The organism is Paenibacillus sp. UASWS1643 (assembly GCF_008693195.1).
GTDB lineage: Bacteria > Bacillota > Bacilli > Paenibacillales > Paenibacillaceae > Paenibacillus > Paenibacillus amylolyticus_B.
The window spans coordinates 175787-198837 of sequence record NZ_VXKZ01000109.1; the positions used below are offsets into that span (position 1 = coordinate 175787).

At 47.9% G+C, this 23051-nt stretch carries 18 protein-coding genes and 2 pseudogenes; 9 read left to right on the forward strand and 11 right to left on the reverse strand.

Translation table 11 applies throughout. The features are described from left to right. Window positions 1-184 precede the first annotated feature (184 nt). Window positions 185-4324, reverse strand: coding sequence for a DNA polymerase III subunit alpha (locus FE296_RS33415; protein ID WP_223868911.1), 4140 nt, complete (start codon window positions 4322-4324; stop codon window positions 185-187). Between the two features lie 268 nt (window positions 4325-4592). Between FE296_RS33415 and FE296_RS16715 the strand changes: the two genes are divergently transcribed. The 3 genes from FE296_RS16715 to FE296_RS16725 all read left to right on the forward strand — a co-directional run bounded on the left by FE296_RS16715 (window position 4593) and on the right by FE296_RS16725 (window position 5856). Further along, window positions 4593-4922 (forward strand): YtrH family sporulation protein, encoded by a 330-nt coding sequence (locus FE296_RS16715; RefSeq protein WP_026081169.1) that lies wholly within the window; start codon window positions 4593-4595, stop codon window positions 4920-4922. Window positions 4923-4943: 21 nt separating this feature from the next. Further along, a complete protein-coding gene (locus tag FE296_RS16720; protein WP_017689500.1) occupies window positions 4944-5432 on the forward strand; it encodes a sporulation membrane protein YtrI in 489 nt (162 codons plus the stop codon). Between the two features lie 82 nt (window positions 5433-5514). Beyond that, window positions 5515-5856, forward strand: coding sequence for a YtpI family protein (locus FE296_RS16725; protein ID WP_150365730.1), 342 nt, complete (start codon window positions 5515-5517; stop codon window positions 5854-5856). 145 nt (window positions 5857-6001) lie between these two features. On the opposite strand, the gene FE296_RS16730 is transcribed toward FE296_RS16725, so the two are convergent. The 3 genes from FE296_RS16730 to FE296_RS16740 all read right to left on the reverse strand — a co-directional run bounded on the left by FE296_RS16730 (window position 6002) and on the right by FE296_RS16740 (window position 8509). Next, a complete protein-coding gene (locus tag FE296_RS16730) occupies window positions 6002-7336 on the reverse strand; it encodes a DRTGG domain-containing protein (RefSeq protein ID WP_150365731.1) in 1335 nt (444 codons plus the stop codon). A 223-nt stretch (window positions 7337-7559) separates the two neighbouring features. Beyond that, entirely contained in the window at window positions 7560-7844 is a 285-nt protein-coding gene (locus FE296_RS16735; RefSeq protein WP_085981456.1) for a hypothetical protein, read from the reverse strand. A gap of 317 nt (window positions 7845-8161) precedes the next feature. Then, window positions 8162-8509 (reverse strand): YlbF/YmcA family competence regulator, encoded by a 348-nt coding sequence (locus FE296_RS16740; RefSeq protein ID WP_036609862.1) that lies wholly within the window; start codon window positions 8507-8509, stop codon window positions 8162-8164. Window positions 8510-8746: 237 nt separating this feature from the next. Here FE296_RS16740 and FE296_RS16745 point away from each other — a divergent pair, with 237 nt between their 5' ends. The 5 genes from FE296_RS16745 to FE296_RS16765 are packed head-to-tail and all read left to right on the forward strand — an operon-like array spanning window position 8747 to window position 15109. Beyond that, window positions 8747-10114, forward strand: a complete 1368-nt coding sequence (locus FE296_RS16745; RefSeq protein WP_074094376.1) for a YheC/YheD family endospore coat-associated protein — start codon at window positions 8747-8749, stop codon at window positions 10112-10114. 50 nt (window positions 10115-10164) lie between these two features. Beyond that, window positions 10165-11355 (forward strand): YheC/YheD family endospore coat-associated protein, encoded by a 1191-nt coding sequence (locus FE296_RS16750; RefSeq protein ID WP_150365732.1) that lies wholly within the window; start codon window positions 10165-10167, stop codon window positions 11353-11355. A gap of 60 nt (window positions 11356-11415) precedes the next feature. Next, a complete protein-coding gene (locus FE296_RS16755) occupies window positions 11416-12789 on the forward strand; it encodes a YheC/YheD family endospore coat-associated protein (protein WP_036609869.1) in 1374 nt (457 codons plus the stop codon). Further along, on the forward strand, window positions 12789-13895 hold the full coding sequence (locus tag FE296_RS16760) for a YheC/YheD family endospore coat-associated protein (protein ID WP_124115496.1): 1107 nt from the start codon (window positions 12789-12791) through the stop codon (window positions 13893-13895). Before FE296_RS16755 ends, FE296_RS16760 begins: the two co-directional genes overlap by 1 nt. A gap of 35 nt (window positions 13896-13930) precedes the next feature. Further along, window positions 13931-15109 (forward strand): YheC/YheD family endospore coat-associated protein, encoded by a 1179-nt coding sequence (locus FE296_RS16765; protein WP_150365733.1) that lies wholly within the window; start codon window positions 13931-13933, stop codon window positions 15107-15109. Between the two features lie 66 nt (window positions 15110-15175). Here the strand turns inward: FE296_RS16765 and FE296_RS33780 are convergent, their stop codons facing one another. From FE296_RS33780 to FE296_RS16780, 4 genes and pseudogenes are all read right to left on the reverse strand, one after another. After that, window positions 15176-15835 carry a heparinase II/III-family protein gene (locus FE296_RS33780; RefSeq protein ID WP_263364223.1) on the reverse strand — a complete coding sequence of 220 codons (660 nt, stop codon included), beginning with the start codon at window positions 15833-15835 and terminating at the stop codon, window positions 15176-15178. Further along, window positions 15827-16282: pseudogene (locus FE296_RS33785) on the reverse strand (carbohydrate ABC transporter permease); the annotation flags it as partial. The pseudogene FE296_RS33785 and the gene FE296_RS33780, both read right to left, overlap by 9 nt. A 22-nt stretch (window positions 16283-16304) precedes the next feature. After that, window positions 16305-17167, reverse strand: a pseudogene (locus tag FE296_RS16775) (carbohydrate ABC transporter permease). 232 nt (window positions 17168-17399) lie between these two features. Then, window positions 17400-18086 carry an HAD family hydrolase gene (locus FE296_RS16780; protein WP_047844222.1) on the reverse strand — a complete coding sequence of 229 codons (687 nt, stop codon included), beginning with the start codon at window positions 18084-18086 and terminating at the stop codon, window positions 17400-17402. A gap of 293 nt (window positions 18087-18379) precedes the next feature. Here FE296_RS16780 and FE296_RS16785 point away from each other — a divergent pair, with 293 nt between their 5' ends. Continuing rightward, window positions 18380-20098 carry a methyl-accepting chemotaxis protein gene (locus tag FE296_RS16785; RefSeq protein WP_150365734.1) on the forward strand — a complete coding sequence of 573 codons (1719 nt, stop codon included), beginning with the start codon at window positions 18380-18382 and terminating at the stop codon, window positions 20096-20098. Between the two features lie 156 nt (window positions 20099-20254). Here FE296_RS16785 and FE296_RS16790 read toward each other — a convergent pair whose 3' ends face one another. From FE296_RS16790 to FE296_RS16800, 3 genes are all read right to left on the reverse strand, one after another. Continuing rightward, window positions 20255-20704: a hypothetical protein gene (locus FE296_RS16790; RefSeq protein WP_124113818.1), complete on the reverse strand. Its 450-nt coding sequence runs from the start codon at window positions 20702-20704 to the stop codon at window positions 20255-20257. A gap of 24 nt (window positions 20705-20728) precedes the next feature. Next, window positions 20729-21628 carry a hypothetical protein gene (locus FE296_RS16795; RefSeq protein ID WP_124113817.1) on the reverse strand — a complete coding sequence of 300 codons (900 nt, stop codon included), beginning with the start codon at window positions 21626-21628 and terminating at the stop codon, window positions 20729-20731. Between the two features lie 97 nt (window positions 21629-21725). After that, complete coding sequence (locus FE296_RS16800) at window positions 21726-22691, reverse strand: Gfo/Idh/MocA family protein (RefSeq protein WP_150365735.1); 966 nt, start codon at window positions 22689-22691, stop codon at window positions 21726-21728. Window positions 22692-23051: the final 360 nt, after the last annotated feature.

Sequence of the window (23051 nt, forward strand, 5' to 3'; positions counted from 1 at the left end):
CCCCGAGGACCGCGAGGTCCTTCGGTGTTCTCAAGTGTATGCAGCAACCTGTTAAAATGTTCATAAAATGTGCGGATGGTTGAAATCAGCAACCGCGCTAAAATAATCACAAAAAAACCTGTTCAGCATTGAGCCAAACAGGTTTCATACTATGGATAAGTGCTATCACTTACGGGACAGCCTCTTATTTAATTTTGACTGTACCTTCACCTAGCATCTTCTCCATATCGGAGAACAAGGTTGGTGATGGCTTAATCCGGTAGGCATCACTCAGCGCAAGCAGCTTCTGCTGCTGCTCATAGAAGAGCACTGTCGCCACAGGTCCGGGGTGCTCCTGAAGCAGTTGCTTCAGTCGTGCCAGAAGCTCAGGCTTCTCCGCATGCGGGGCAATCTTCACGAACACCCGCTGCTCCACGGCCCGCGGTTCGCGGCTCTGCTCCGGGCTGCCAGCCGCCTCAGCGGCACCGCCAGGCCGGGAAGCCGCCGCCGTGGCTGCGCCCTTACCAGCCGCATCGCTGCGCGTAGCTGCCGAGCCTTGGCTCCCGCGGCTACGCACAGCGGAAGCATCCCCGCCTGCGCTGCTGCGCTGCGCTTCGGCTCCTGCGCCCGCTGGCCGCCGCGGCGAAGCCGCCTGCGCCGGGCGCGAAGAGCTAGCGCTACCGGGCTTGCCGCGCCGGTCGCGGCTGCGCAGCTGCTGTTCCAGTGCCGCCGGTGACAACGGCACCACTTCCTCAGCCAGCAGCTTAAACCCTTCGTCCTGCTGCTGCACTTTGGCACGAACGACGAGCAGTTCACCTTTCCCGACATGTTGCTGGCTACGCCGCCATACCTCGGGAAAGAGAACGACTTCACAGCGTTCAATCTGGTCTTCCAGCTCCATGAACGCCATAGCCTTGCCCTGTTTCGTCGTAATCGACTTCACGGACACAACCATACCCGCGGCGACGGTCATCGTGTCGTCTGCCGCCTCGGTCAGCTCCATGATCCGGTCAGCCCCACTCGATTCCAGCACATCTTCATAGTCATCCAGCGGATGCCCGGAGAGATACAAACCTAACAACTCACGCTCTAGCTCCAGTTGCTGCCCTGAGGAATAAGGAGGAATTTCCGGGTATTCAATCTCCCAGTTTGGCGTCTCAACAAAGTCGAACAATTGAATCTGCAGATCCTCACGTTCCTTGCGCCATTTCAGAGCCGCCTCAACAGTCTCATCCAGCATCGCCAGCAATTGGGCCCGGTGCCCAGGTAATGTGTCAAAAGCTCCGGCCTGAATCAGCGATTCAATCACACGTTTGTTGCATACACGCAGATCCACACGACGACAAAAATCGAGCAAACTGTCGAACGGTCTCTCCTGCCTTACGATCATAATGCTTTCCATTGCCTGGGTACCGACATTTTTCACAGCGGCCAGACCAAATCGTATTGCACCCGTTAATTTTTCCTCATCCGGACTATCATTAGACACTGCAACGTTCTTCTCCGCAGAGGACAGTTCACCTTGCTCCGCGCGCGAGGAAGACACCTCCTGTCCTTCGTTATTACCATTTTTCATTGAAGAAGCCGTCACCAATCCCGGTTCCTTCCGGTTGTCGGATGCCTCAGGTATGGATGTCGCTGCCTGCCACTCATATTCACCACTGTCCTCTTCCGGTCCAGGACCGGGATCATCCGGCAGAGGTGCTTCACCATATTCTGCTTGTCCTGAATGCCCATCATCCTCATGAACGCGATCTTCCCTGAAGGAACTCCCGTTACCATTCGCGGCATGTTCTTCGGCAGGGCTTCCAGCGTGACTCTCTGCATCTGCTCCCGCAGTCTGCTGCGATGCGCTGCTCTGATCCCCGGCTCCTGCGCTGCCGGAAGGCACAAATACAGGTGTAAACAGAATACCGCTCTCATTCACATCCGGCGGAAGCACCTCCATGTCCATACGCCGACATTCCACTACGTACTCTGCCACTTTCCGATGACTGCCCATTACAGCTGTTAACATGGATGCCATAAAATGAACCGGATAATGTGCCTTCAGATATGCCGTCTGGAACGCAAGCACACCATATGCCGCGGCATGAGCACGCGGGAAGCCATAGTTGGCAAACTTGACGATCATATCATAGACCAGGTCTGCCTCTTCTTCGCTATACCCTTGTTTCAGACTGCCTTGTACAAAGTGTCCACGCTCCAGATCCAGCACTTCCCGTTTCTTCTTGGAGACCGCTCTGCGGAGCAAATCTGCCTCACCCAGCGAGAAACCCGCCATCCGGGAGGCTATCTGCATGATCTGTTCTTGGTATACGATGATACCGTACGTATCTTTCAGGATAGGCTCCAGATCCACATGGGGGTAATCCACTTCAATCTGTCCATGCTTGCCCTGGATGTATTTGGATATGAACTCCATCGGACCCGGACGGTACAAGGCAAGTACAGAGATTACATCTTCAAAACTACTGGGCCTCATCTCTTTAAGAACACGGCGTACCCCGGCAGACTCCAGTTGGAATATGCCCATCGTGTCCCCTCGCCCAAGCATCTCGTACGTTAACGCATCATCATCGGGGATAAGACGGAAGTCCGGAATTTCTCCATGTTCTCCAATCCAGCGTACACACCGCTCAATGATCGAGAGGGTACGTAAACCAAGAAAGTCCATCTTAAGCAACCCGATCGACTCCAGGTTTTCCATGGAATACTGGGTTAACGCTGTTCCTTCACTGCCCTCCTGAAGTGGCACCGCATCCGTCAGCGGGTCACGGGAGATGACCACTCCCGCTGCATGCGTCGAAGCATGACGTGGCATACCTTCGACCTTCATCGCCATATCCAGCAGCTCACGTGTCTTAGGCTTGGTTTCATACAGCGCCTTCAGTTCAGGTGTAGCTTCCATGGCCCGCTCAATGTTAATGCCGAGCTGCGCCGGAATCAGCTTTGCCGCCTTGTCCACTTCGCCATAAGGCACATTCAGTGCACGCCCCACATCACGTACAGCTGCACGGGCAGCCATTGTTCCAAACGTAATAATCTGGGCGACATGGGCTTTGCCATATTTATGCGCGACATAATCAATGACCTCATCCCGCCGCTCATCACTGAAGTCAATATCAATATCCGGCATGGAGATCCGCTCGGGATTCAGGAACCGTTCGAAGAGCAGGTTGTATTTCATCGGATCAACATCGGTAATATGCAGCGTATACGCTACCAGACTTCCTGCCGAGGAGCCCCGGCCTGGTCCAGTAACAATGCCTTGCTTATGCGCATAGGCGATAAAATCCCAGACAATCAGGAAATAATCCGAGAACCCCATGCTGTCGATCACACCCAGTTCATACGCCAGGCGTTGTTCGAGTTCGGATCGAAGCTCCGCATCTGTCCAACGTGTGGACTGCGCGTAACGCTCTTCCATTCCTTCTTCGCACAGCTGACGCAGATACGAAGAAGGGCTGAGTCCATCAGGAAGCGGTCTGTATTCCGGCAAAATCGATTTGCCGAATTCCAGCTTCAACTCACAAGATTCCGCAATGCGGACGGTGTTGGCCAGAGCCTCGGGCACATGAGGAAACAAATGAGCCATCTCTTCTTCACTTTTCAGATAGAGCTGATTGGTTCCAATTCGGAGCCGATTCTCATCATCCACAGTCTTGCCCGTTCCGATACAGATTAGCACGTCCTGAAGCTCAGCATCCTCTTCCGAAAGATAATGCGCATCATTGGTCGCTACAAGCGGAATCTCCAGCTCAGAAGCCAGTTTGATCAACTGCGGATTTACCCTTTTTTGCTCGGAAAGCCCGTGATCCTGAAGTTCCAGATAGAAGTCGTCACCAAAGATATTTTTGTAGCGTAACGCCGCACGTCTCGCCTCTTCTTCTCTTCCATGCAATAAGTGCTGAGGAACCTCGCCCCCCAGACAGGCGCTAAGACAGATAATGCCCTCATGATGGGCAGCCAGACTTTCCATATCAACACGGGGTTTGTAATGAAAACCCTCGAGATGTCCAATGGAGCACAATTTCATCAAATTACGGTAACCCGTCATATTTTTGGCCAGCAAAATCAAATGATGAATCGGTTGATCCTTGCGGCTTCCCCGCTCTTTGCGGGACCCTGCTGTCATGTATGCCTCGCACCCTATAATCGGCTTGATGCCTCGCTCCATACATGCTTTATAAAAAGGAATTGCACCATACATCACGCCATGGTCGGTCAGCGCAAGTGTCGTCATTCCGAGATCTGCAGCCTTATTCACGAGATCCGGAATACGCGCAGCGCCGTCCAGCAAACTGTATTCGCTGTGAACGTGCAAATGCACAAAAGAACTCATGTTTTTTTCTTCCTTTCGCCGCAGATAGTCGCAGCATCGATCTTCTGATCCGTCTGCTACCCTATCTATCTCATATATATATGAATTAAATAAATAAAAAATGGAATCTCCTTATTAGATTTCGTGACAACCTCTTAAAAGGAGACTTTATTATTCTATTTTATCATAACGTTCGGGGGCACGCCCATACAATAGAAGTACAAGCCGCTCCCCCTGTGACAGACCAAAGACAGGAGGTGTGCTGCTAGGTCTGAAAGGGGTGTTGCCAGTGAGCACATTTTTGTCCAAAGCCATTCTTGATTTCTTTATTGCGTTTGGAATCGTGCTGGGCGGCGCGATGATCGGAGGTATTGGAGCAGTGATCTCTCTTCAGCCTCCGACACAGACGATGCTCGATATTTCCGGAAAAATAAAGATATGGGCACTCGCAGCCGCTGTTGGCGGCACAATAGATCCCATGCGTGTCATCGAGAGCAATTTCCTGGATGGTAACCTGTCTCCGGCGGTCAAACAAATCCTTTATTTGATCTCTGCTTTTATGGGCGCGCATATGGGAACCGAGCTGGTGAAATGGGTGTGCGGCGGAGGCCGGAGCTAATATGAGACAGGAACAGCGTTCATGAGAATTCCGCCATTTTCCCGTTACCGCCCGCTGATGCGAATGACCGCTGTGTTTGTTCTGGGAATGATCGCTGGATGTGTCGTCTACAACGGCGTATTTCACCTGAGTTACAATGCGTTGTGGCTGAACAATCAGGAGCTGCAGCTTCAGCTGCATCAGAATGAGGAGGATATCAAAACGCTGAAAAAATACAGTAAACGCCAAACCGTTATCAAGGAAATCAAGGTCCGTGCAGAAGAATCGGATAAGGGGCCAGATGAGGCTTCTCTGAAAGTGATGTTACAGAAGCTCGGAGACGAACTTGAGGTACTTCGGGGCAGAGATGTATTCAACATCGACGAGTATAGCAAAATGACGAGAATCATGCTGAATCAGAAAGTGTACTCGGTTAGGGAAAAGGAGTACACCGTTCAGGTCAAAACGATGCTGGTTATGGAAGGCGTACTGCAAGTTTGGGTACAGATTCGCATGCACGTTCCTGCGTAACAGCAAAAAACTGCCCTTGTCTGCGTCTCTCCATGGTACAATAAAGGCAGTAAATGCTTTCCAGAAAAGGAGCTGCGTCTTTGTGTTCATTGATGTACTCAAATATGCTCTAATTGCCATCTTTGCTGTTGCCATGGTTTTTGCAGCGTTGAACAGTATTCGTTCACACAGAAGCTCGGATGCTGCCAGTGCCGGTTTGTACCGTTCGTGGACAAATATCTGGATGGGTGGCATGCTTGTTGTGCTTGCGCTGATCCTGATGTTTGTCTTCACGGGTTCCACTTTATCTGTGGTTGTGGAAGCGCTATTTCTGATTATGGGTGCGTATAATGTATTTGCCGGAATACGTAACCGCAGTTATTATGCCCGGCTTCAACAACGATCCAGTAATGGATCAGGAAAAACTTCCGGACAATCTGCATGATTTGTTGAAGCGCTATGGTTGTGTTTGCAAAAAGAGAGTACTTCCCCTTCGTTAAGCTCTGCCAGAACCGCGCGACAGGGCAACCTGGCAGAGCTTCTCGATCAGGGAGTACTCTCTTTGTATATGCCCGAGGCAACGCCCCCTGCTAGGCATGGTCAATCGACTGCAATGTCATTACCGCTTTGCATACCACACTGCCTTCACGGGTAACCACAATGTCCATTTTGCACGTTCGACGACTGGTTTCCAGAATTAACGGTCGAACCAGGATCTGATCCTCAATCTGTACCGGTCGAACAAAATACGTCGTTACATTATCCACCACATGGTCGTTTCCTGTAACATCCCACGCTGCACGCCGGCCAGCCTGTGTCATCACATTCAACAGAACACCTTCGGAGATCGTACCCAGATCCGTTGCCATCTGAGGAATGATGAATCCGTGAAATAACAGTTCGTTCTGCTCACCGCGCTCCTCGGCAAACCCGTTCCAGATCAGATGATCAAACGTCTCTCCCAGTTGTGGCTGCTTCTGTGCATCCCGCATGGCCTGAAGCACTTCCTTGCGAGTGACGGACGCAATCAGTTTGCGGTTCCGATCCACGATTGGCAGAAAATCGATGCCTTCCCAAGTCATAATCTGGGCAGCAGAAGCAAGAGATGTCTGCAATGAGGCCGTAATCGGGCGGCGTATCACAGATTTCTCAATACTTTGATCTTCTTTCAGCTCACTGACATCCTTCAGACTCACAATGCCGATGACCCGGTTCCATTCATCCACCACCGGGAAGCGATGTTCACCCGTCTCCGAAACCAACATATGAAAATCTGCGGCTGAACTGGTGACCTTCAATACCTGCAGGCGAGGTTTCTGACCAATGATATCCTCAACAAGCATAATTTTTTTCTTAATCAGCCGATCGAAGATCGCACGGTTAATCATTGAAGCCACTGTGAATGTATCATGTCTGGATGAAATAATCGGTAGCCCAAGCTCGTCAGCCATAATTCTTACTTCCCGGCTTGTCCCAAAACCACCCGTAATCAACACGCCCGCTCCCTGTTCGAGGGCAAGCGAGTGAGCATCTTCACGGTTACCTACAATCAGTAGACTCCCAGCGTCAATATAACGGGCCATTGCCTGTTCTTTCATCGCACCAATCACATACTTGTGCAGCGGTTTGGCGAGACCTTCGTTCCCCCCCAGCACATGGCCTTCCACAATGGTCACAACATCAGCAAAGGTCAACTGTTCCGACATGCCCCGAGGTCTCTTCTCGATCCGCACCGTTCCAATTCGTTCCTTGGTCACGACCAGCCCGAAGTTCTCCGCCTCTTTCACCGCACGATATGCTGTCCCTTCACTTACACCCAGCTCCCGCGCAAGTCCACGTACTGATATTTTGCTGCCAACCTTCAATTGTTCAATATGTTGAAGTAACTGTTCATGCTTCGTTACGTTCTCTTCCTGTCCGTCCAACTGTACCACCCCCGAAGATGCATCTGTACTATACTGTATCTATTATAACACGGCTTTAGGAAAATAACCCCACCCCTCCCCCATTCTCATAGGCAAGTTCGCCATCTGAATTTAATCATCTGATTAACCTCTAATTCTGTATGTACCAAAAAAGACCGGCCCCCTTGTGTTAAGGGATTCCGGTCTTTCATGTTGGATCTCATACTGTACCTTATACTGTACCTTATACAGACTCGCTCCGCTCCTGCTTGTCCAGCAGTTTCATCTCCCACTGCCGCAGCTTCGCCCGGCGAACGGCTTCCAGTGCACGCTTCTTCTCTTCATCTACACCGAGAATAAAATGCAGATGTGCACCAACGATTAATAAAGAGAACAGCACCCATACGATGCCAAAAATATTAACCCAGTCCATTCCTCCAGCAAAGGAAATCCGCGGCAGTGCAATGACCAGCATCGACAACGCAATAAGCAGATAGATCACATGTTTTGCTTTTTTCAACCTCTTCACCATTCACAGCTCCTTCGTTCTTGATCGACTCTATATGTCTAGTCTATGAACGATAAGGAGCCAATATGAAAGGTTCAGGTAAAAAAACAAGACAACCTTTTAGTACGTGTTCAAAAAGATCCGTTTTCAGTACCGAGAAGATGGAATGAAGCTAGAAATGGAGTAGCGGAGCGCAGGAAACTACGTGAGCAACTACAATGTTTCCGAAGGAAACAACCTTCGTAAGCATCTGCTTATTCGGCTGAATTTCATATTCGATGCTGATGATGCCGCTAGGCATCCTTCGTAATCAAAAGTGGACTTTTTGAACTACCTTTTTACGCTTCAGCGCCACCGTACAGATGACCCAGACTATCAGCAATAATTTTGTTCACGTCTTCAATGATGACACTGAGGCGACGCTCCGCATCAAACAAGCGACGGATGTTCAGGTTTAAACTTAGTACTTCAAACAGTTTCTCCATTTTCTCCATCTCATCCGGAGCTGGCATATCCCCGCTCATCATACGTTGTTGCAATTCCATTTGTTGATCACGGAAGTTATCCAGCATTGCTTTTGCATCCGGATCAGCTTCAATCAGCTTCATCGCGGAAGTAATCTCTTCCACCTCGCTGCTTTCTCTCAGTGCTTTGGCCAAATCATTGGCTTTGTCATAAATGTTCACTATTATTCCTCCTCAGATTGTTTTGTTCATCCGTGTTAATACACGCTTTTCTTCGCTGTCAAACAAGGGCGATCTGAAACAGGCCATCCATAACCTGCCTCGAAATCAAATGCATTTAATCCATATGGGTCAATCACCAAGGGTTATATGTCCTCATATGATGAAGCACATGCCATGTTCAGATGCCGTTCAACTTCGAGATCAGACATCAAGTTGCCGCCCGGAAGGAGATCCGTGATGTCCACTAAAAAAGTAACGATTCAGGTTACCGGCTCGGGCATCCTGCAGGACGACGTCATCATGCTGGGCGAAGGGGTGCTTAAGGCGCTTAAAATCCCTTCAGGAAGGCCGCTTCAGCTGCAATTTGGCTCTTTCCGCCGCGAAGTCACTGTTATTCCGGTACCAAGGTATGACGGACTGCGCATCAATCAGACAGTTGCCAGCAAGACCGGTCTCGTTCCACGTTCGGTCCTGAGGGTATCCTATCGTTCAGCCAGCCGTACGCTTCGTCTTGGCCCCTACATCAGTGTGCTGGTTAGCCAGGATTATCCCGATCAGCCCGATCGGCCCTTTGGCTCCATCACGATGTTCTGTCAAGAACTGGTGAACGCCTGCCGTAAGCAAGGCGCCTATGTATCCTTTTTCACACCGGAGGATATTGGAGCGGTAACGGGTTATATGAAAGGCTGGGTGTATGATGACGGCTGGAAAAAGACTGTTCTGCCTGTAGCAGACGTCGTCAATAACCGGCTAACGTCCCGCAAGCTTGAGAACAAACCTAGCGTACAGCATTTTATGAAAGAAGTAAAATCGCTCTACGGCACGCAAACCTTCAATGAAAAGTTTCTGGACAAAAACGAAGTGTTTGACGCACTCAAGTCCATTTCAACGCTTAAACGAGTTCTTCCCGAGTCTCATTTGCTCAAGACGTCCGCCATGCTCAAGACGATGTGCAACCGACATCCGGTTGTATTTCTGAAGCCCGTACGCGGCTCTTTGGGTAAAGGGATCATCCGGGTCTCACGTCAGACGGACGGAAGCTTCCTGACTCTGGCGACTGGCGTCGGGGGTACCCGGAAACAAACCTATACTTCTCTGGATAAACTGTATGCCAGTATGTCTGGGAAAATGAAAACAACGCGTTATCAGATCCAACAAGGGCTGACTCTCATTGACAACAGTGGCAGACCCGTGGATTTCCGTGCGCTCGTGCAAAAAAACCGTACAGGTAAATGGAGTGTAACCTCCATCGTCGCCCGGATTGCAGGCGGGAGTCACTACGTATCCAATCTGGCACGGGGTGGAAGTCTCAGCACCGTCAAGGATGCTGTTGCCAAAACACAGTTGTCTGGATCAGCCAAAGCTTCCGCGTATGCAGGATTGCACACCGCAGCACTGGATATCGCAAAAGGGATCGAGAGTGCCATCCCTGCTCATTTTGGTGAACTTGGTATTGATCTGGCTCTGGACACTACTGGGCGCGTATGGCTGCTCGAAGTCAACTCCAAACCATCCAAGAATGATAATACACCACTGAGTGAGAGCAAAATCCGCCCTTCTGTCAAAGCCATGCTTGAATATTCTACGTACCTGGCGGGTTTCTGAAAAGTTATTCCTTATTGGAAACAAATCTGATAGAGGAGAGGTGCAGCGTAATGTTTCCATCATCTCAGACCAAGACACTGGCCATTCTGGTACGTGCAACCGAAGGCTCACCTCCCTTTACAGATGAACTTTTCTGCCGTCGTCTCAGTTTGGGGAGCATGCGATACGCCCTTCAGATTATTGTGATCCCGATATCGAATGATGCAGTCCATCTCCCTCTTCAATGGGGATATGTCTATCATCAAGGGAAGTGGAATTCGGTACCTGTTCCTGCAGTCGATCTCATTATGGATCGTTGTCTTCGCCCTATCTCCAAGTACGTCAGACAACAGCTTAAGGAATGGATACCAACCAACGGCACAGATCAACACCGTTATTGGTCTGCTTCCCTTCCAGGAAAATGGGAGGTACATCGTGTGTTGTCCCGAAATCCTGAATTGAGGTCACAGCTTGCTCCCACAACCCGGATAGGATCGCATATTCCTTGGGAAACATGGCTGGACCGTTGGCCCAAAGGACTGTTCTTCAAACCGGTATCCGGGACTCATGGCAAAAATACCTTTCGCCTGTCTCAGGGAGCGACTCCATCAACATGGGTCGTGGAGGGGCGTAACGAGGACAATGAACCCTTTTTTCTTACATTCAACCATACCCAGGCTGTATCTTCCTGGCTAGCATTACATCAGGCTGAGCGTAAGATGATCGTGCAGCCATATCTGGAGCTTAGCCATCATGGAAGAGCATTCGACATACGGGCTCTAATACAAAAGAATGGGCAAGGTCGCTGGACACTTACCGGATGTATGGTACGGGAAGGACCCGAAGGTTCACTCACGTCCAATCTTCACGGTGGGGGGAAAGCATATCCTGCCCACGCATATCTGCTCCAGCGATATGGAACGATCCGCACGGAAACTCTGCTGAAGAGCATCCGGCAGACTGCTACTCTTATCCCCACCCTGCTGGAAAGCCGTTTCGGCAGGTTAGCCGAATTGGGGCTTGATTTCGGAGCAGATGCAGAGGGCCAACTCTGGCTAATTGAAGTCAACTCCAAACCAGGCCGCACCTCATTCGCAGAAGCGGGCGACCGACGCATGCATACCCTGACTTATACCCGGCCGCTTGCCTATGCCCGTTATCTGTTGCAACAACATGTTCTCACGGACGTCATACGTCCATTGAAATTGCCGAATACATCCAGCAAAGCTGGCCTGAAACCCATCCCGATTCACGGCGGCTGAGGCCCGCAGCGCCCGCTTGCCATGGAGCCCAAGGATCTTTTCAGGATAGGAGGATAAATCATGAGTTTGACCTTTTGCAATCTGCATTTCACCAAGCAACCGGATAAAGTGGTTTATGTATCCAACGCTTTAATGAAGAGCCTCAACCTGTCCGGCAAAAAAACGGTGCACCTTCGCTTCGGGCGTGACCGGGTACCTGCAACGATCAAACCAATCAAAAAAGCAGGTAAACATCTGTATCTCGCTTCAGGTATCCGTAATATGATGAACGTTCCCAAACGGGGCAGTATTTATCTCCGGAATTTGCAAAATGATGAGGTCCAGTTAGGTCCACTGATCGGCGTACTCTCTGATGGGCCTGCGACGAGCACTAATCCATTCGGTTCCCGTACTGGTTTCATCAAACAGTTACTCCGTGAAGGTAGCCGTAAATCCTACATTTACGCATTTACTCCTCGGGATATCAATTGGCAGAACGAGACTGTATCGGGTTTTTTTCTGAATGATAACGGAAGCTTCACCCGCAGAACGGTACCTCTGCCCGATGTTGTCTACAACCGATTGCCGAGCAGACGCTCAGACTTCTCACCAGCAATCAACCAACTGCGGGAACGATTTGTTCGCCGAAAAATTCCGTTCTTCAACTGGAGCTTCTTCAACAAATCGGATATCTATACCTTGCTGGAGAACGAGCCGGCAGCAGGACGATATATCCCTGAATCGATTACCAACCCTTCCGTTGAACAGATGAAGGAAATGTTGGAACGCCATCAGTTCGTCTACTATAAGCCTACTGCAGGAAGTCTGGGGAACGGGATCTACCGCCTGACTTATTCGCCCAAACGTGGATATTTCGCACGTTATCGCAAAAAAGGCGGTAATGCACTCCTGCGTTTTGGGTCCTTCAACAGTCTGATGCGCATGCTTCAGGGAAGACATGGCAAACAGCTACGCGGATATGTAGTTCAGCAGGGAATACGTCTAATTGAGATTGATGAATGTCCAATTGATTTCCGTTTTCACATGCACAAAAATGGTAACAATCAATGGGTTGTTGTCGGGATTGGAGCTAAAAAGGCAGGACGTGGCAGCGTCACAACACACATCAAAAATGGCGGCTCCCTAATGACTCCTGAGCAGGCGCTCAGTCGCAACTTCGGCGATCGTGCGGGAGAAGTTCTTCAGCATGCCAAATCCGTCGCTATTACACTGGCCCAGGCGATTGAAACCCAGCACCAGCATCTGATTGGTGAGATTGGCTTTGATCTGGGCATTGATCAGGAGGAACATGTATGGATGTTCGAAGCGAACGCCAAACCCGGGCGCTCCATTTTCCGTCACCCTTCACTCCGGGTGGAGGGCAAATCGTCGGTGGAGCACATCTTGGAACACTGCCTGTATTTGAGCAAGTTCCGGAAGAAGGAAGAAATTTGATGAGCCTTCATGATGATTTCAAACCTGTCATTGCTGTTTTGACCATGCATGATAAACAGCGCATGTTCAGGGGAAATCATCAAAATTTTCAGGATATCTTACAGACAGGCGAGAGCATGGGATACGTGGTGTACATTGTGACTGTAAGGGATCTGAACGTGAGTGGTCCCACCGTGAAAGGATATACGTACAACAAGGGAAGTGGAAAGTGGGTTTCACAACCTTTCCCCCTTCCCCATGTTCTGTACAATCGTATTCCCAACCGGGAAGACGAAGGAAAACCTTCCGTTCAGCGCAAAATTGACGAATGCATGCAATCAGGAATCGAACTGTATAACCCATTCTTTTTCAACAAATGGGATCTGTTCGAATGGCTTAAGAAGTCCAAATCGACTCAGCAACTGATCCCTTATACTCGGCGGATGCGAAGTGCTTCTTCTCTGGGTGCCGTTCTACGGTCGTATCCCTATCTGTACCTTAAGCCCGAGAGCGGCAAAGCTGGCAAAGGAATCATGATGCTTAAATTCCAGGAAAAAGAACGGCTTCCCTATCGACTCAAAATACAAACCACACGTAGAAGCACGACCTATAAAGCATCTACACTTGCCAAGTTATGGGCACGAATTCGCAAAGAAACCGGACATACGCCCTATATCATGCAACAAGGCATTGAATTGGCCTCCTCTCGTAAACGCCCCTTCGATTTGCGTGTTCTTGTACAAAAGAACACCAAGGGCCAATGGAGCGTAACCGGTGTAGGAGCGAGACTTGCTGGCTCCCGCAGCATTACAACGCATGTACCGCGCGGCGGGAGCGTAGAAGACCCTGAGAAGCTGCTGACCGAGCTTTTTGGCGAAGAAATGTCAACAACCCTGATGAAACGTGTGAAATCCACTTCATTAATGATCGCAAGACAGGTAGAACGGGGATCAGGTTACACCCTCGGAGAAATGTCCATGGATCTGGGCATTGATGACCTGGGGGAACTCTGGTTCTTCGAAGCCAACGCAAAGCCCATGAAGTTTGATGAACCACAGATCAGACGGCGGTCATTGGAACGTATATTTCACTACAGCGCTTATCTTGCCCGTCAGTCCAAACGATGATAGACAGGAATACTGCAAAAAGAAGGTGATTGTTTGTGTCCTCACCTGTTCTGGGCATTATGACGTTGTACTTAAATGAACATCGCGCTCTTGAAGAACGAAGCGTCTATCGCAGAATGATTCTTGAAGGGCGCAAGCGGGGACTCGATATCTATGTATTCACACCAGCCGACGTACACCCCGGCGGCAAACAAATTGAAGGCATGGTTTTTCATGAGGGAAAAGGCTGGTCCAGAGAGTGGCGATCATTCCCGGACCTGATCTTCGATCGCTGCCGGATTCAGCGTAACCGAAGGTTCCAGCAATTGCTTGCTTTTCGTGAGAAATATGGGCATCTGCTCTTTCTGAACAGGCCGCTGCGCAATAAATGGACCATCCACCAGACCCTTTTACAAAAAGCAAACTTTCGTGAACACCTGCCGGAAACCGCTCTATTTCAAGATATGTCCGATGTAAACCGGATGCTTAAAGTTTCTTCTCTGGTCTATCTCAAACCCATTAATGGAACAGGCGGACGTGGTATTCTGCGCATTGAACGCAGCAGTAGCGAGGCTAATACAGTGCTTGTTCAGGGGCGGGATCAGAAGCGTCGTATCATCACTCCACGTAAAGTTCATTTATCACGACTTGGCGCGTTGCTCCAGCACTGGAACATGAAAGACAAGTATCTTGTGCAAAAGGGCATTCAACTTCAGCTTCCGAATGGACGTGTGCATGATTATCGCATGCTCGTTCAGAAGAACGGTGAAGGACAATGGGAGCTTACTGGATGTGCTGGACGCATGGGTGCAGAAAAAAGCGTGACCTCCAATCTGCATGGCGGCGGTCAGGCAATAGCGATGAACCGACTCATGAAGCAATGGATCGAAGATGACGACCTCCGGGCAGAAATTAACACAACTGCAGAAACGTTTGGCATTGATGTTGCTTCGTTTCTGGAAGATACGTATGGGGACCTGTGTGAGCTGGCACTGGATTTGGCGATTGACAGAAGCGGACGTATCTACCTGCTTGAAGTTAATCCCAAACCTGCGCGTGAAGTATTCGCTCGTATCGGTGAGCGGGACATCTATTATAAAGCCATCACTCAACCGCTGGAGTACGCCTTATGGGTATATCGTAACAGACCTCCCGGAACGTCCAGAAAGCCAGCCATTCCTAGGCCCGCTTCGCAAAAATCCGCCAGAGTAAAAAGAAAAAGGAAAGTCAAATGAATGGATAAGACAAAGCAGGAGTGTATGTTCGCCAAGTGCGAGCATCTGCTCCTGCTTCACTGTTTTTTATTTCTGTTCTTTCGTCCATTGCAGTGTTTCGTTGTCAATCACAATATACCCTTTTTCCTCACCTTGCACATAAGATAATGCCAATCTCATCCGGTCAGGTTCCAGTTGGCACGTGGTAACACGTGTAACCTGGTCTGTATGATCCGCGGGCAGGCACAACGTCAGAATACCCACTTTACCCGAGAAATCAGTCTTGCCCTGGATGACCGATGTTTCCGACTTGGAACCATACACCTCAGATACCCAGCCGGGCTGCTCCGTCAACGCGAAGGCTCCCTTCCCTATGCCTGCCGTAACCCATTGCATCGTCAGCGTTATAGAAGATGCCTCATAGCTCATATCCGCCGTCATTTCTCCAGCTTCATTGATCCTCAACACAATATCCGCTTGCGGATGCAGGTGAAAACGTTGCTCCAAAGTATGCTCTGCTTCTGCCTCCAGCCAATCCACAATTAGTAGTATATGGGTTTCGACCCCTGCCAGCATCCACCGACGATGTGTAACTGGATCTGACAAATGCGTATATCCATCCTGCGAAGCATCAATGAAGTGATAGCTGTCATTGCTCTCCCAACGTAACGTTGTGGCCTGAGCCTCCGGTTCACCCCATTGCTGTGTGGAGAGATAAGGTGTCTGATCCAGACCATCGCCCCACAACGTGGTATTTAGCCCCAGCTTAACCATGAGGTCGAATTGCGGACGCAGCACAACCGCGCCTATGGAAATAAACAGAGTAGATGCCATGAGCAGGGTGTACCCCTGTTTCCCTTTGAAATTCACTCGATCCACAGCGTAGGCTGACATCGAAGCTACCAGCAACGTGCCAACTGTTGTACTGATGCTAACAAACACGCTGTTAATCGTAAAACCCGAAAAATTGGCGGTTTTCCAAGCCTGAGCATAGTTGGAGAACTGCCAAATCTTCGGCCAGATGGTAGCTCCTCCGGTCAATTCCTGGTTTGTTTTGAAGGAACCGAGCAATACAAGTATGATGGGGAAAAGCGACAGCAGAGCGATTGCGATCAAAAACAGCCAAAGTACCGTTCGTTTGGTCCAGCGAATGAGCTGGGGAGACCCTGAGGGCGCAAGCACGTTTTGAGTCATCATCGTTTCCTCCTGATTGGGATTAGTAGACATCATTTAGCTTTTTGGATATCCGGAAATAAATGAGCGTCACAGCCCCTACGATGAGAGCCGTTGTGAAACCGACCGCACTGCCATAACCGAGCTGCTGGAGTGATTGGGTGTCAGCCGACACGGGAAACAACAGTTTGAACAAATACAGATACATCACCTCTGTTTTGCCATACGACCCCCCTTCGGTAAGCACCATAATACTCTCGTAACCTTTCAGCGCCGTGGTAATTGCCAGCATGATGATCATCTGCAAGACAGGACCCAGCAACGGAATCGTTACATTCCGCAGTTTCTGAAATTCACTCGCTCCATCCAGCGATGCCGCCTCATAAAGCTCTTCAGGAATGCTCTGAAGACCCGCAATGAACAACAACATATAGTTGCCCACGGCCCCCCAGATGGCGATGATGATGGTTGTTAACATGGCATGTTCAGCCCCCAGCCAGCTAATGGATTCGGAGATGACATGATACTTAAGCAGCAATTGGTTCAATATTCCGTTATAGGAGTTGAAAATAATAAAGAATACAATCGCCATGACCGAAGCGCTGAAAATAGTGGGAAGATAATAGATCGCCCTAAAGAGGGATCGCCCTCTCCATTTGCGATTCAGAATAATCGCCAAAGTTACGACAGTGGAATCGTAACGACGAGTTTGCCCAGGGCATACACACCCGTGTTGCCTACAGAATCCCAGAATTGCCCGTCACGCAAAACGCGTCCAAAATTATCAAGCCCGATAAAGACAGGCGTCCCGATGCCTTGATAATCATAGAACATGTAACGAAGCGCCCGTAACAGCGGATAGATCCCGAATACAACAGTTAGAAAAAGACTTGGAAAGTTGAACATATAGGCATGTATTTTGGATGGTTCACCAGAATCGGACCCCCTATAGCTTTTGAATGAAGTATAGAGGGAATATGAAGGAAAGCGGGATAGGGAAATCAACTTTCTACAGGGGAGAATGTGACTGCATGACCAAACAAAAAAAACCTGTATTCAACGGATTTCCGTTGAGTCTACAGGTTCATATCATGCGGTTCGTAATCTTAAATCTCAGTATACGTATACGGCGTAGAGGCTACTCTGCTTCATCATACAGACGCAGCAGTTCTGTAAAATCAGAGATGAGCACATCTGAGCCTGCAAGTTCCTCATCACGACCAAACCCGGCATAGGCACAGCCGATGACTGCCTGCCCGTTCATTTTACCAGCTTCCACATCAGAAGAGCGATCCCCTACCATCCATGCGTCCTGAATACGATGTTTCTCAAGCAGGATCTGCACCAGATTAATCTTAGAAGGAGTCTTGTACTGGCCTGCACTGTATACCCCTTCAAAGAAAGGCATAATCTCGTGTGCAAACGCTACACCCTTCACATAGTCCTCCAGCCCATTACTTGCGACAAAAAGACGCACTCCTTGTTGTTTTAATGCTTGCAACGTTTCCTTCACCCCAGGATACAATTGAGAACTTCCTTGATCAAGCCCCTCAATCTCCAGTTGAAGCAACAGTTCGTCTGCACGGCGATGTGCCGCTTCCGATGCCTCAGGCATAACCACTTTCCATATATCTTCGAGCAACATGCCCAAACTTCCCAGCATCCGTTCCTCGGGTGGAGTTTCTCCTTCAAAGTGCCCTTCGGCACGCAATGTATCAAATAGTTGCTGGTAAGCTGGCAACAACAGGGTCTCTGTCTGGAACAGCGTACCATCCATGTCAAAAATCATCGCTTCCGGTTTGAGCAATACCTTCTCTTTATTCATGTCCAATGTTCCTTTCGGATTGGGATTTTGTATATGTAATTGGAATCGTTCCCTTCCCATGATAAACATAACGTTTGAACGTGTAAACCAACGATTGTAAACATCATTAACCCCAACCTTATACAACATCAACCAAACGTTATATTGTAGTTAAACAAACTATATACAAAAAAAGTTTCTTTACGTATAATACTAAAAAATAGTACTTTAGACACCTAATCTAAAGACCTATAATTATCACATTTCCGGTTTTTTCGACAACTACATATACCCCATAGAGAGGAATAACAAACATGAAAAAGCGAAAGACCTTTAAGATTTTTTATAAGATCGGATTAGGATATTTACTTGTACTAGCTGTACTGGCTGGTTGCATCCTGCTGATTCAGAACAGCACAAGTCAGCTCCAACGGGAACTGGATTTTCTGGTCGATCATGATATGAGGGTACACGCCCTCACCTATAAACTCGAAAGAAACATGGTAGATATGGAAACAGGTCAACGCGGTTACATCATCACGGGTCAGGACAATTATCTCGATCCCTACACCCAAGGAAAAGCGCAACTTGTTACACTCAGAGATGAACTTGCTGCTTTAATATCGGATAATCCGGCTCAGCTTGCACTTTTGGAAGACATACATACTAATATGGAGAACTGGGTCCAGGTCGCTGGTGAACCTATGGTCGCCCTTCGCCAAGTCAATAATACACAGGCCATTCGAGATTTTTTCGCAGATGATCCAGGTAAAAGAGACATGGACCAGATTCGCACTGCTCTCGATACGTTTCGAACCAACGAGCATACGTTAACCGATAACCGTACAGAAGCACTGAAGCAAAAAAACACACTGCTGAACTTGGAACTGTATGGGGCACTTATCGTTGTCGCCATTATCTCGTTCATCACTGCTTTGGTCCTGTCACGTGCCATTGTTAGAAACATTCGTACCGTAAAGCAGGCATTAAATGACATCGGTTCTTCCAATGGTGACCTGACACTGAGAATCGCTACGCCAATGAAAGACGAAACTCGTGAACTCGCGGAGGCAGCCAATACAATGCTTGCTGGTTTGCAGCAAATGATGCTGGACGTTCAGAGCAATGCCATGATTCTGAGCACAGCTTCGGATCGATTGGATAAAGGGGTTGCCGATAGCCATCTTGCAGGAAAAGAAGTTGCCACTGCCATGGAACGCGTCGCTGAAGGCGCTGATGAACAGGTTGCTCTTACGCAAACTATGGTAGCTGCGATGCAGCAATCCCTCAATGGCCTTAATCGCGTCGCCTCATCAGCAAGTGACGTGGCAGGCCGTGCAGTTCGTACCGAATCCATTGCCGTGGATGGGCAACAGCGCATTGATAATGCTGTAGGTAAAATGAGTTCCATTGAGCAATCCTTCCTCTCTGTACAGGAAGCCATTAATGAAATTTCGAAGATGTCTGATCAAGTGATCAACATTGCAGATTCAATGTCGGGTATTGCGAGACAAACCAATCTGCTCGCACTTAACGCCGGAATCGAAGCGGCCCGCGCTGGGGAAAATGGACGCGGCTTCGCTGTCGTTGCCGCGGAAATCCGCAATCTTGCAGACCAAAGTGCAACATCAGCTAAAGAGATTACAAGTATATTGGAAACCGTGGTAACAGGTGTTCAAAGTACGGTGCAGGTGGTTGATGAGAGTACTCTACATGTGAATGAAGGGTTGCGGACCATTGAGGATGCAGGTAATGCTTTTTCAACTATTACTCAGCATATTCATAACCTCAGTGGCGAAGTTCTGGAGGTATCTGCTGTTGTCGAGGAGTTAACTTCCGGTAGTGAGGCTGTGATGAGGTCCATCAATGAAGTATCGGCTGTTGTGGAAGATACTGCATCAGCTACAGAAGAAGTATCTGCGATGACGGAGGAACAACTTGCTTCTCTGCAGGAAATGTCTGACACGTCCAAGCAGTTGAATGAAATGTCGGATGCACTTGATCAGCTGGTTAAGCGATTCAAGCTGGTGTAAAACTCTTGCTGATACGGCTGAGTTGAAAGAAAAAGATGATTTCTGTATTTACAGAAATCATCTTTTTTAGTTCCATTTCAGAAGTATATAGAAACACCCTCAGAATGAACGCTCCTCAACTCCAAGGGCGTATTTGAAGAGGAATGCTCGTTATTTTTATTTTTGCAAAACAAGAAAATCATTAAGCTTGTTATTCGTGCCTGAATCTGCAGGCCTCGTAATCCACTCCGACAACAACGCCTGTAAAGTTTCTACCTCTGGCACAGTCAACTTATGCTGGTAGCGTGGATAATCTCTAAAAAATCGTTCAAGATTCATAGAAACATTGCGTACTAACGGCTGCTCACTGTAATAGGTTGTACCTGTAGCTACCGCATTTAATTTGGAAGCTTCCGCTTGATACTGGTATATTTCTTCCTCCAAACCCCGTTCAGCATTTTTTCGCAATTGATCCTGAATATTCTCCGCATACGTTGTGAAAGATTGATTCATTTTGTCCTGAAGTCGATCATATTGAGTGTTCGAATTCCAGAGCATGTAGGTTACAGCCAGATTGGAGAGAATGAGTAGGATGATGATATAGAAAGGCCATTTTTTTGCCCCCATCTGCTTCACTCCCTTGAAAGTATATTATTTATATTGTAGTTGAGCGAAACTATCCACTTCTGAAAACTTATCTTGTTGATTTAATGACAAAGAACCTCCTATTGGAATGGAAACGCTAGGCGAAATTGAAAAAACTTTCTCTTGGTGCCTATAGTATCCTAAAGTATCATAAAATGAGTTTAAGGTCCATTTACCACTTTCCCTAGGTTTGACAGTAAAACTAAGATACCCTCTCTCATCCCTGTAATTCATTGCTGGTGAAAACAAATTAAACTGAGCAGTGACTCCACCAGGATGGTAACGTAATGTTGCATTATTCTCTGTATACTCACGCCAGTCCATATTCAGTGGATTATAAGTATCTGTTTTATGAACGAAACTAGCTGTATTATTTAGAGGTGCTACATTATTACTAAGGCCAATGGCCAAGATATCCTCTTTATTATAATAAGCATTTTTAAGCCATTGAAATCTCACCGAAACCTGACCATTAGTATTGTAATAAGTCATATTTGTTTCAAGTCTTAGCCACGATGTTGTTGTAGTTTTACTGTCCCCAACGCTCTGTGTTGAAATTTCACTTTGCATTTCTTTCGCTATTTCATTCAAAGCTTCTTCTCTAGTCACTTTGGTAACTACTGTATTGGTGCTGTCCTCGCTAAAAGATCTCATCTTTTGATTATCATCGTTTATTAAGTGTACAAGTTTAAAATATTCATCTTTATTAGATTTCATTCTTGGTTCCTTTGCCAGAAGTTTCTCTAAATCATTGTCAGTTAAGTCACTAGCAAATTCAGATGAAATTCCGTAACTTTGCACAATATGTCTTTCCTTTTCACTTCGACTGTCTTCTTCTGCAAAAATCTGAGTGGGGACACATAAAAATAAACATAAAGATACTATTAGTCTTTTACCTTTTACCATAATATACCTCCTTTGTAGTATAACTTGATTACCACAAACGAAGAAAAATTAAACATTCAAGACAGACTTAATTCCAAATCATACTTAATTAAGTTGGTCATTGTTCCGTGTTCCGTAGCGCTTCCAGTATCAATTGTGCCTGATACCCATCGTTAAAATCATATATCTTAGCAGGTTTGCCTTGTATACGGGCAATGACATGTTTAAGAACCGGCAATTCACTGGTGGATTCAAGCACTTCCACAGGAGTAAGTGGCTGCCCCACCATGCCAGTCTTCAATTCTTCCCAATTTTCCAGGGCAATCGTGCCTTTCATGCCGTACACCACCATGGATACACGTTCTTCCCCCGCAAATTGAGAGATGCCGTTCAGCTGAATTCGGGTTCCGTCTTCCAGTTCCATTGCAGCCTGTACTTCTAGTTCACAGTCTCCATTCTCAGGATATTGAACCTGAGTGTTCACTACCCGGATGGCACCAAACACCTTTTGAATCATATGAATCCAGTGAATCCCCACTTCAAGAATAAATCCACCCTGTTCCCGGCTCGTAATCCATGCATTCTGTTGCCATGATCGTGGCCACTGCGGGAATTGCAGAATCAGATCTATTTTGCGAATGGCCCCCACAGTACCCTGCTCAATCATCTCTTGCAACTTCAGCACAGAAGGTTCAAGCGGCATAGAGAAGTGGATGGCATGAACAACGCCCGCCTGCTCCGCTGCATCCAGCATTTTTTTGGCTTCTTCTACACTATTGGCAAGTGGTTTCTCGCAGAATACATGAATTTTGCGCTCCAGTGCTTCCATGACAACCGGATAATGAAATTTCGGCGGAACTGCAATATACAACAGATCAATCTGATGTTCATTCATCAATTGCTTATAATCCGTATACGTCCTAACTCCCCGATGAGAAGCTGCAAAAGATGCCAAACCTTCCTCATTCGCATCACACACCGCTACAATCTCAATCTCCGTGTCCATCTTTGTATTCTCGATTAGATGAACCATATGTAATCCCATTTTACCCAGCCCAATCAGAGCCATCTTGATGACTGTCATTCCATCCCCTCCCAATTCCTTTCCAGTATAGCAGAAAGCAAAGAATTGCGAATGCGATGCGTTGATACGAAAAAAGATAAATCTCTAGCTTTCAAGTCGCTATTAGAGACTGAAATTCATCATTGGCAGTCATATTTTTACATTATTTGTAACTTCGTAAGTATTGGGTAATTCGTTGCAGGGATATTTAACCAATTATTTTTACTTTATCCAGCAACACTTAAAGCGTTACCAACTTAAGAATCAGGAATTTAGACTCACAAAAACAGGTTGACAAAAAACCACAAAAAAAGATACTCTTCCTAATAACAATGAATATTTCCTCTTACAACCTTAGACTGTAACTTGCATTCAATAAAT